The organism is Tardiphaga sp. 37S4 (genome assembly GCF_021044645.1).
Taxonomy (GTDB): domain Bacteria; phylum Pseudomonadota; class Alphaproteobacteria; order Rhizobiales; family Xanthobacteraceae; genus Tardiphaga; species Tardiphaga robiniae.
Genome location: NZ_CP088008.1, coordinates 3,192,550 through 3,201,931, shown reverse-complemented (window position 1 = coordinate 3,201,931; position 9,382 = coordinate 3,192,550). Strand labels below are relative to the sequence as shown.

Below are 9,382 nucleotides of genomic sequence, written 5' to 3'. Positions count from 1 at the left end.
TTTTGCGACAGCCGGGAAGGCACAACAAAAATCGCCGGAGGATAACCTCCGGCGATTTTATTTAATGGGTGTTATAAATGAAGGAATGGCCGCACGGGCCAGTGAGATCGGACTTGCCTGTCAGATCTTCTGCCCCGCCGGCGCCTTCGGTGCAGCGGGCACCACGCCACCACTACCGCCCACATCGATCCTGATCCGCTGCACCTCCGTGCGTCCCGCCGGATACTTCACCTCGATGGTGACTTCGTCGCTGCCGACGAAGTCGGCCTTCGATTGATAGAAGGCGATGAAGCCCGGCACTTCCAAAGCGAGGCACTGCTTGTAGTTGGTGGCGCTCACCTTGCCGCGCTTGATGCTGACGGTGCCGTTCGCAGGTGGGGTCACCATGCGCAAGGCGGGCAGGGTGCCCGAGGTGCAGTCGGGCTGGACGTTGAGATAAACGCCGACCTGGAAATTACGCGCGGTCGGTCCCTTGGCGGTCCGCTCGACGACAGTCGGTGTCGCGGCAGGCGGCGTGGGCGAGGGCGTCTGCGCCCAGACGGCGGTTCCGGCATCGGTTCCCGCCAGAGTGCTTATGACGAGACTCAGCGCGACAACCGGCTTGCGAAACATGGAATTTCTCTCGATTGGCAGGTGATAACAGCGCGTCGCGACATCCCAAGGATGCAGCAAAAGTGCTGTCATATCAATGGATCGCAGGTCCGCGGGCCGGGTCGACGAGGGGCGGTTGGCCGGTCTCACGACTTGGTGTAATTCTTTGAATCAAAACGTGTTTGGGTAGCTCCGCGGGGCAATCGCCACATCTGTGGCGGACATGCTAGGAGAACCCACGGCGCCAGTATGGTGAATCGCCGCGCCGGCTCTTAAGAATTCTGAGGTTTGTTGAATGGTGTCGAAAGAAACTTCCGCAGCGAAGGACGCGGTGCGCACGCTGCGTGTCGGCGTCGTGGGCGCAGGTGTCATGGGCACCAATCATGGCCGCGTGCTGGCCGGGCTGCCGGGCATCGAAATGGTCGGCATCGTCGATCCCATGCTCGAACATCGCACCCGTGCCGAGAAACTGATCGGCTGCAAGACCTTTGCCGATCTGGACGCGCTGCTGGCTGCTGGCGTCGATGCCGTGACTATTGCAGCGCCCACTCACTTGCATCACGAAGTCGCGCTCGCCTGCATCGCCAAGGGCATCCATGTCCTGGTCGAGAAGCCGATAGCATCGACCGTGGAAGAGGGACGCGAGATCGTCGATGCCGCGCAAAAGGCTGGCGTGACTCTGATGATCGGCCATGTGGAGCGTTTCAACCCTGCCGTCGCCACCATCAAGAAGGCGATCGAGGGCGAGGACATTCTGTCGATCGGCATCACGCGCGTCGGCCCGTTCCCGCCGCGCATGTCCAATGTTGGCGTTGTCATCGATCTTGCCGTGCATGACATCGACCTGATCCGCTGGTTCACCGAGAGCGACATCGTCGAGGTGCAGCCGCAGCTGGCTTCCGCCGTCGCCGAGCGCGAAGACATTGCGCTGCTGCAGTTCCGCACGGCATCCGGCGTACTCGCTCATATCAACACCAACTGGCTCACGCCGTTCAAAGCGCGCACCGTCACGGTCGCAACGCGCGGCAAATATGTGATGGGCGATCTGCTGACCCGGCAGGTCACCGAATGTTTCGGCTTCAAGACCGATGGCAGCTATTCGATGCGCCATCTGCCGGTCGGGCAGGACGAGCCGCTACGCGCCGAATTGATGGCGTTTCTCGATGCGGTGCGCACCGGCGGCGTGCCGGCTGTGACTGGCGAGGAGGGCGTCGCCTCCCTCGAAATCGCGATCCAGTGCCTGGAAGCGCCGAAGAAGCGCGCGGCCACAGCATCACGCCCGGCGCCCCGCAAGGTGGTTGGCTGACGCAAGCGCGGCCCGGCGCATGCATGCGCCGGCGTCCAATATCCAGACTTCAACACGACACTCTGCAGGCCAGGCATCATGAACCAGCATACCCGCATCGACCCCGTTCCCTTCATCGACCTCAATGCGCAGCGTCAGCGGCTGGGCGCGTCGATCGACGAGGCGGTCACCCGCGTGCTCAATCACTGCCAGTTCATCAACGGCCCGGAAGTCGCCAAGTTGGAGGCCGAGCTCGCCAAATATTGCGGCGCCAAGCATGTGATCAGCTGTGCCAGCGGTACCGATGCCCTGATGATGGTGCTGATGGCCAAGAAGATCGGCCCGGGCGATGCCGTGCTGTGCCCGTCCTTCACCTTCTGCGCCACCGGCGAGGCCGTGGCGCTGGTCGGCGCGGCGCCCGTGTTTGTCGAAGTCGATGAAGTCACTTTCAACATCAGCCCTGAGTCCGTGAAGCGTGGCATTGCCGCCGCCAAAAAGGCCGGCCTCAAGCCTCGGGCGATCATCCCGGTCGATCTGTTCGGCCAGCCCGCGGATCTCGATGCGATCAACGCCATCGCCGAAGCCGAGGGCCTGTTCGTGCTGGAAGACGCCGCGCAGGCCTTCGGCGCGACCTATAAAGGCAAGCGCATCGGCACCTCGGCGCTGGCCACCACCACCAGCTTTTTCCCGGCCAAGCCGCTCGGCTGTTTCGGCGACGGCGGCGCGATCTTCACCGATGACGACCAGCTCGCCGAGGACCTGCGCAGCATCCGCATCCATGGCCAGGGCTCCGACAAATACGACAATGTCCGGCTGGGGATCACCGGCCGCCTCGACACCATCCAGGCCGCGGTGCTGCTGGAAAAGCTGAAGATCTTCGACGACGAAATCGCCGCCCGCAACAAAGTAGCCGACCGCTACGCCCGCAGCCTCGGCAATCTCGTCACGGTGCCGCGAGTCGCCGAAGGCAATACGTCGATCTGGGCCTGCTACGTGATCCGCCTGCCGAAGGGCACGGACCGCGTCGCCTTTGCCAATGCGCTGAAGGCGCAGGGCGTGCCGACCGCGATCTATTACGCGAAGTCGATGCATATGCAGACCGCCTATAGGGACTATCCGGTTGTCGATGGCGGCTTGCCGGTCTGCGAGGCGCTGTCGGCCGACGTCATCAGCTTGCCGGTGCATGCCTATCTCGACGAGGCTACCCAGGATCGTGTCATCCAGGCTGTGCGCGACGCGTTGGCGACCTAAGTTGAGCATTTTGCACCGCCGCTTCATGCTGTAGAAGCGGCTGATGCTGGGACGCATTTTCACCGTCGGCGGATATACGCTGCTCTCGCGGATCACCGGTTTCGCGCGCGACATCATGCTCGCGGCGATCCTTGGCGCCGGGCCGGTGGCCGACGCCTTCTTCGTGGCGCTGCGGCTGCCCAATCATTTTCGCGCCATTTTCGCCGAAGGCGCGTTTAATGCCGCTTTTGTGCCAGCCTATGCTCATTTGACCGGTAAGGGCGGCCCACAATCGGCGCATCTGTTTGCCGACCGCATTTTCACACTGCTGTTTGCGTCGCAGGTCGTGCTGCTCATCCTGGCCATTCTGTTTATGCCACAGGCCATGAGCATCCTGGCGCCGGGCTTCACCGACGATCCCGCGCAGCGTCATCTCGCCATCGAGCTGACACGCATCACCTTTCCCTATCTGTTGCTGATCACGCTGGTGACGCTCTATGGCGGCATGCTGAACGTCATGCAGCGCTTTGCCAGTGCCGCGGCGGCCTCGATCTTCCTCAATATCTCAATGATGGCGACACTGGCGCTGGCCGCGTTCTTTCCGAGTGCAGGCCATGCGGCAGCCTGGGGCGTGCTGATTTCGGGCTTTCTGCAATATTTCCTGCTTGCCGGAGACTTGCAGCGCCATGGCGGGCTACCGCGTTTCGCGCCGCTGCGTCTCGACGAGGACGTGCGCGGCTTCTTCCGCGCGCTCGGCCCGGCGACGCTCGGCTCCATGGGCACGCAAGTCGCATTGTTTGCCGACACCATCATCGCGACCTTCCTGCCGGTCGGCGCGCTGTCGGCGCTGTATTATGCCGACCGTCTCAACCAGTTGCCGATCGGGGTGATCGGCATCGCCATCGGCACGGTGCTTCTGCCTGAAATGTCGCGGCGGATGGCGGCAGACGATCACGTTGGCGCCATGGGCGCGCAGCGCCGTGCCTTCCTGTTCTCGCTGTTGTTCTCGCTGCCCTTCGTCGCCGCATTCCTCGTGGTGCCCGATGTCATCATGCGCGCGATGTTTGCCCGCGGGGCCTTCACCAAGGCAGATGCTGCTGTCGCTGCGGCGACGCTCGCCGCCTATGCCATTGCGCTCATCCCCTTCGTGATGATCCGCAGCGCGGTTGCAACTTTCAACGCCCGCAAGGACACCACGACGCCGATGATTGCCGCGCTCACCGGCATCGCAGTCAACGTCGCGCTGAAGATTCTGCTGATGGGGCCTCTGGCGCAGATTGGCCTCGCGCTTGGCACCGCGGCGGGAGCCTGGATCAATCTGTTGCTCGTGATCTTCTTCGCCATGCGGGCCGGCTATCTCGAATTCGACCGCGCATTCCTGCTGGCACTCGGCAAATTCGCGCTGACCGGCGTGGTCCTCGCTGCGGTGCTATGGGGGACCGCGCGTCTTGCGGCGGAGCAGTTCGCGGGCCTCACCAGCCTCCGCGACGAAGCGACGCTGGGAGTTCTCATCATCGTGACCGTCCTGGTCTATTCGGCATTGGTCCTGACGCTTTTCGGCAAAAGCTGGTTGCGCAGCCTGGTCCGCGCCAGATAGCTCGCTTCATCGTGTCCCAAAGTCGGGCAGGGCGACGCCCCGTGCCACTTGCCGCCGTTCTCCCGCAGTGTAGATTGAGTCTAAACTGCATGCGGAGGAACGATGGCCCCCATCAAATTCGGCGTTGGACAGAGTGTCCTGCGCAAAGAAGACGACGCCCTTATTCGTGGCCGTGGCCGCTATACCGACGATCACGCGCCCGCCACGCTGCATGCCCTTGTGCTGCGCTCGCCGCATGCCCACGCCAATTTTACGATCGATGTGACTAAGGCGCGCGCTCTTCCTGGTGTCGCTGCGATTCTGACGGCGGAGGACACCAAGGACCTCGGCGGTCTGCCGTGCCTGTTCAATCTCGAGGATCATCCTTTCACCGGGCCGGATTATCCGATCCTCGCCGCCGGGGAAGTCCGCCATGTCGGCGACGCCGTGGCCTTCGTGGTTGCGGAGACTGTCGCGCAGGCGCGCGATGCGATTGAGGCGATCGAGGTCGACTGGAAGTCGCTGCCGTCTGTGAACGGTCTGGTCAATGCCGTCGCCAAGGGCGCGCCGCAGGTGTGGGCCAAGCATGCCGGCAATGTGCTGTTCGATGTGCCGATCGGCGACAAGAAGGCGGTCGATGCGGTGTTCGCCAAGGCACCCGTGATCGCCGAAGTGAAGATCGTCAATCCACGCGTCATCATCAATTATATGGAGACCCGCGCGGCGATCTGCGAATACGATGCCAAGCGCGATTACACGACGCTGACCATCGGCAGCCAGGGCAGCCATCGTCTGCGCGACATCCTCTGCGATAACGTGCTGAAGATGCCGAAGGACAAGATGCGCGTGATCTGCCCTGATGTCGGCGGCGGTTTCGGCACGCGGCTGTTTCCCTATCGTGAATATGCGCTGGTGGCCTTTGCCGCCAAGAAGCTCGGCAAGAATGTGAAGTGGGCGGCGGATCGCACCGATCACTTCCTCGGCGACGCGCAGGGCCGTGACAATGTCACCCATGCACGCATGGCGCTCAGCGAGGACGGCAAGTTTCTCGCCATGGATGTCGACCTGATGGCCGACATGGGCGCCTATCTGTCGACCTTCGGGCCGTACATTCCGCATGGCGGCGCCGGCATGTTGCCGGGGCTCTACGACATCCAGGCCTTCCACTGCCGCGTCCGCACGGTGTTCACCAATTCTGTGCCGGTGGATGCCTATCGCGGCGCCGGCCGTCCGGAGGCAGCCTATGTCGTCGAGCGTCTCGTCGATCAATGCGCGCGCAAGCTCGGCATGACGCCGGATGCGATCCGCCGCAAGAATTTCATTTCGCCGAAGGCGATGCCGTACAAGACCGCGACCGGCAAGGTGTACGACTCCGGCGATTTCACCGCGCATATGAAACGCGCGATGGATGTCGCGGGCTGGAAGGAATTTCCAAAGCGGGCCAAGGCCGCGAAGAAGGAGGGCCTGGTTCGCGGCATCGGCATGGCCACCTATGTGGAAGTCTGTGGCACCATGGGCGACGAGACCGCCAATGTTGCTGTTGGCGCCGATGGCGACATCACCATCTTGATCGGCACGCAATCGACCGGGCAGGGTCACCACACCGCCTATGCCCAGATCGTCGCCGAACAGTTCGGTGTGACACCGGACCGCGTCCACATCGTCCAGGGCGACACGGCGAAGGTGGCGACCGGTCTCGGTACCGGCGGCTCCGCATCGATCCCGACCGGTGGCGTCAGCGTGCAGCGCGCCACCAGGCAGCTCGGTATCAACCTCAAGGAGCTAGCGGCGGATGTGCTGGAAACCAGCGCGGCCGATCTCGAGATCGACGGCGGCGTAGTGAAGATCGCGGGCACCGATCGCTCGGTGTCATTCGCCGATCTCGCGAAGAAGGCTGATCCGTCGAAGCTCAATGCGTCGGAAACCTTCAGCAGCGCCGACGGCACCTTCCCCAACGGCACCCATCTGGTCGAAGTCGAGATTGATCCTGCGACCGGCAAGATCGCCATTGTCAATTACGTCATCGTCGACGATTTCGGCGTCACGCTGAATCCGTTGCTGCTGGCCGGCCAGGTTCATGGCGGCACCATGCAGGGCATCGGCCAGGCGCTCATGGAGCAGGCGATCTATGATCCCGAGGACGGCCAGCTCGTCACCGGCACTTTCATGGACTATGCGCTGCCGCGCGCGGCCGACGGCGCGCCGATCTCGTTCGAGACCCACAACATCCCCTGCGTGACCAATCCGCTGGGGGTGAAGGGGGCTGGCGAGGCTGGCGCCATCGGCTCCTGTCCGGCCGTGATGAACGCCATCATCGATGGTCTCTATCGCGAATACAAAATCGAGCACGTCGACATGCCTGCAACTCCTGAGCGGGTGTGGATGGCGATCCGCGAGCACGAACGGCTCCACACGCTGTAAAGCGCCGCCGCCGGGAATAGCCGGATGGCGGCGGGGTTCATCTACATGTTGCGAACTAGTCCTAATTGAATTCCAAACAGGGGTATTGGTTGATGAAACGTGCGCTTCTCGTTGTCGGAGCTTTGCTGTTGGGTGTGGGGGCGGTCTCGGCCCAGCAGGAGATCGTCAAGGAACGCCAGACGCTGATGAAGTCCAATGGTCGCGCTCTTGGCGGCACGCTCAGCGCGATGGCCAAGGGCGACAAGCCCTATGATCAGGCCGCGGTCGAGGCCGCGCTGACCGTGCTGGACGAAACCGCCAAGAAGCTGCCGACGCTGTTTCCGGACAGCACCAAGGGCCTGAAGGCTGAAGGTGACTATTCGACGTCACCGAAGGTCTGGGAAGACAAGGCCGGTTTCGATGCCCACATCGTCACCTTCGCCAAGGCCGTCACCGACGCCAAGGCCAAGATCAAGGATCTCGACAGCCTCAAGGCGAATGTCGGCGGCATCGGCAAGGCATGCGGCGGCTGCCACGAGACGTTCAGGCTGAAGATCTGAGCTCGATTGTGAACTCTGAATGAGAGGGCGAACGCCGTAGCGCTCGCCCTTTTGTTCAACCATCGTTGGTTCGAATGTTACTTCGTCACCTGTCCGCGGATCTCGCCGCCTTTGTTGGCCTCAGTGTGGATGTTGACATAGTACTTGCCGGCCAACAGGTCGGCGGCCTGTGCGTCGGTCAGCGTGGCGCTGCCTTCGGAGCCGGATGTGGCTGGTGTGATCGGTACGGCCACTCCGGCATTCTTGCCGGCTTCGGCGGGGCCGTGGAAATGCGCCATGGTCGCAGGACCCGTGAGGCCGGAATAGGTCAGCTTCCAGGTCAGCTTCTTGGTGGCGGGATCGAAGTCGATATCGGCGGTGCCCTTGCCGGCGCTGGTATTGGCGGGCACTTCGGAGGCGCTGTCGAGGGTCGCCTTCATCTTGTCGGCGGAAGCGGGGCCGGCGAGGGCGATGCTGGCGCCGAGTGCGAGGGACGCGAGCATGATCGAACGAGGTGACATGGTTTTCTCCCTGATGATGGTGAGGTCGTCATGGCTGGAAACATCCGAGACGCCAATTCATTCCCCCGGGAGCCTAAGGGATGGATCACGGTTTCGTTCCGGCAGCGACTGTTCGACGCGCTTTATGTGCTGAAGTTTGACCCGGATACCAATTGGACATGCACGTGCTGAAACGGCTTTTCATTCTCGCATTTGTCGCGGCTGTCGTCGGCCTCGGCGTGTTCTGCTGGCTGACGATTCCAGTAACGGTGGCTGCGAGCACGCTCCCGCCGCACACGCCCAATCCGGGCAATGGCGCAGTGGTCTTCAATGCCGGTGGCTGCTCGTCATGCCATGCGACGCCGGCGCAGCAGGATCGGCTCAAGCTTGGCGGCGGGCTGCCGCTCACATCGCCGTTCGGTACGTTCTATGTGCCAAACATCTCGCCGGATCCGGTCGCCGGGATAGGCCGCTGGAGCGAGGCTGATTTCGTCACGGCGCTGTTGAAGGGGACGTCGCCGAACGGTTCGCATTACTTTCCGGCCTTTCCCTACACGTCCTATCAGCAGATGAAGATGGAGGACGTGCGCGATCTGTTCGGCTATCTAAAGACGCTGCCACAGGTCGCCAGCAAGGCGCCTGATCATGCGGTGCCATTCCCGTTCAACATCCGCCGCAATCTCGGCGTCTGGAAGCTGCTGTTCCTCGATGGCAAACCCTTCGAGGCGGATGCATCGAAGTCGCCGCAGTGGAATCGCGGCAGCTATCTGGTGAATGCGCTGGGCCACTGTGCCGAGTGCCACAGCCCGCGCAATGCGCTGGGCGGCATCGTGACGGCACAGCGCTTTGCCGGAGGTCCTAATCCTGACGGAGAGGGTTGGGTACCCAACATCACCCAAAAGCGTCTCGGTGACTGGAGCGAAAAGGACATCGCGTATTTTCTCGAAACCGGGCAGACCCCGGACGGTGACACCGCCGGTGGCTCAATGGCCCGCGTGATCCGCAATACCTCCCAGTTGAGCGCCGACGACCGCTCGGCGATGGCGCTCTATCTGAAGTCGCTCCCTGCGGTGGAGGGGCCCATCAGGCCCGCCAAAAAGGGCTAAAACCGCCCGCGCAAGGTTGGGTTGTGGCGAGGTGCAGCCCTGCATGGAAACCCGCCAAGCCATGTCGCATCGGCGGTTTTCGTGAGGAGGCTCACGTGATTGTGTGCTGCAACATGAAGACCCCCACGATTCCCCTGATCTCCATTTCCCCGAAC

At 62.7% G+C, this 9,382-nt stretch carries 8 protein-coding genes; 6 read left to right on the top strand and 2 right to left on the bottom strand.

Annotation, left to right across the window (positions count from 1 at the left end):
* Positions 1–120: 120 nt before the first annotated feature.
* Positions 121–612, bottom strand: coding sequence for a hypothetical protein (locus tag LPB73_RS15540; RefSeq protein ID WP_231077417.1), 492 nt, complete (start codon positions 610–612; stop codon positions 121–123).
* A gap of 274 nt (positions 613–886) precedes the next feature.
* Between LPB73_RS15540 and LPB73_RS15535 the strand changes: the two genes are divergently transcribed.
* From LPB73_RS15535 to LPB73_RS15515, 5 genes are all read left to right on the top strand, one after another.
* Positions 887–1,897 carry a Gfo/Idh/MocA family protein gene (locus LPB73_RS15535; RefSeq protein ID WP_089266940.1) on the top strand — a complete coding sequence of 337 codons (1,011 nt, stop codon included), beginning with the start codon at positions 887–889 and terminating at the stop codon, positions 1,895–1,897.
* 78 nt (positions 1,898–1,975) lie between these two features.
* Positions 1,976–3,127, top strand: a complete 1,152-nt coding sequence (locus LPB73_RS15530; protein WP_231077416.1) for a DegT/DnrJ/EryC1/StrS family aminotransferase — start codon at positions 1,976–1,978, stop codon at positions 3,125–3,127.
* A gap of 43 nt (positions 3,128–3,170) precedes the next feature.
* Positions 3,171–4,703, top strand: a complete 1,533-nt coding sequence (gene murJ / locus LPB73_RS15525; RefSeq protein ID WP_231077415.1) for a murein biosynthesis integral membrane protein MurJ — start codon at positions 3,171–3,173, stop codon at positions 4,701–4,703.
* A 102-nt stretch (positions 4,704–4,805) separates the two neighbouring features.
* Positions 4,806–7,103 (top strand): xanthine dehydrogenase family protein molybdopterin-binding subunit, encoded by a 2,298-nt coding sequence (locus LPB73_RS15520; RefSeq protein ID WP_231077414.1) that lies wholly within the window; start codon positions 4,806–4,808, stop codon positions 7,101–7,103.
* Positions 7,104–7,195: 92 nt separating this feature from the next.
* The gene (locus tag LPB73_RS15515; RefSeq protein WP_093761935.1) at positions 7,196–7,642 is read left to right on the top strand and encodes a c-type cytochrome; all 447 of its coding nucleotides are present in this window, start codon (positions 7,196–7,198) and stop codon (positions 7,640–7,642) included.
* 77 nt (positions 7,643–7,719) lie between these two features.
* On the opposite strand, the gene LPB73_RS15510 is transcribed toward LPB73_RS15515, so the two are convergent.
* Positions 7,720–8,142, bottom strand: coding sequence for a CHRD domain-containing protein (locus LPB73_RS15510; protein ID WP_089266947.1), 423 nt, complete (start codon positions 8,140–8,142; stop codon positions 7,720–7,722).
* Positions 8,143–8,306: 164 nt separating this feature from the next.
* On the opposite strand from LPB73_RS15510, the gene LPB73_RS15505 reads away from it, so the two are divergent.
* Complete coding sequence (locus LPB73_RS15505) at positions 8,307–9,227, top strand: c-type cytochrome (RefSeq protein ID WP_231077413.1); 921 nt, start codon at positions 8,307–8,309, stop codon at positions 9,225–9,227.
* Positions 9,228–9,382 lie beyond the last annotated feature (155 nt).

Bases quoted from the DNA above. Each gene is read 5' to 3' on its own strand.
- LPB73_RS15510 (WP_089266947.1), bottom strand. From the start codon at position 8,142: ATGTCACCTCGTTCGATCATGCTCGCGTCCCTCGCACTCGGCGCCAGC.
- LPB73_RS15535 (WP_089266940.1), top strand. From the start codon at position 887: ATGGTGTCGAAAGAAACTTCCGCAGCGAAGGACGCGGTGCGCACGCTG.
- LPB73_RS15530 (WP_231077416.1), top strand. From the start codon at position 1,976: ATGAACCAGCATACCCGCATCGACCCCGTTCCCTTCATCGACCTCAAT.
- LPB73_RS15515 (WP_093761935.1), top strand. From the start codon at position 7,196: ATGAAACGTGCGCTTCTCGTTGTCGGAGCTTTGCTGTTGGGTGTGGGG.
- murJ (WP_231077415.1), top strand. From the start codon at position 3,171: ATGCTGGGACGCATTTTCACCGTCGGCGGATATACGCTGCTCTCGCGG.
- LPB73_RS15520 (WP_231077414.1), top strand. From the start codon at position 4,806: ATGGCCCCCATCAAATTCGGCGTTGGACAGAGTGTCCTGCGCAAAGAA.
- LPB73_RS15540 (WP_231077417.1), bottom strand. From the start codon at position 612: ATGTTTCGCAAGCCGGTTGTCGCGCTGAGTCTCGTCATAAGCACTCTG.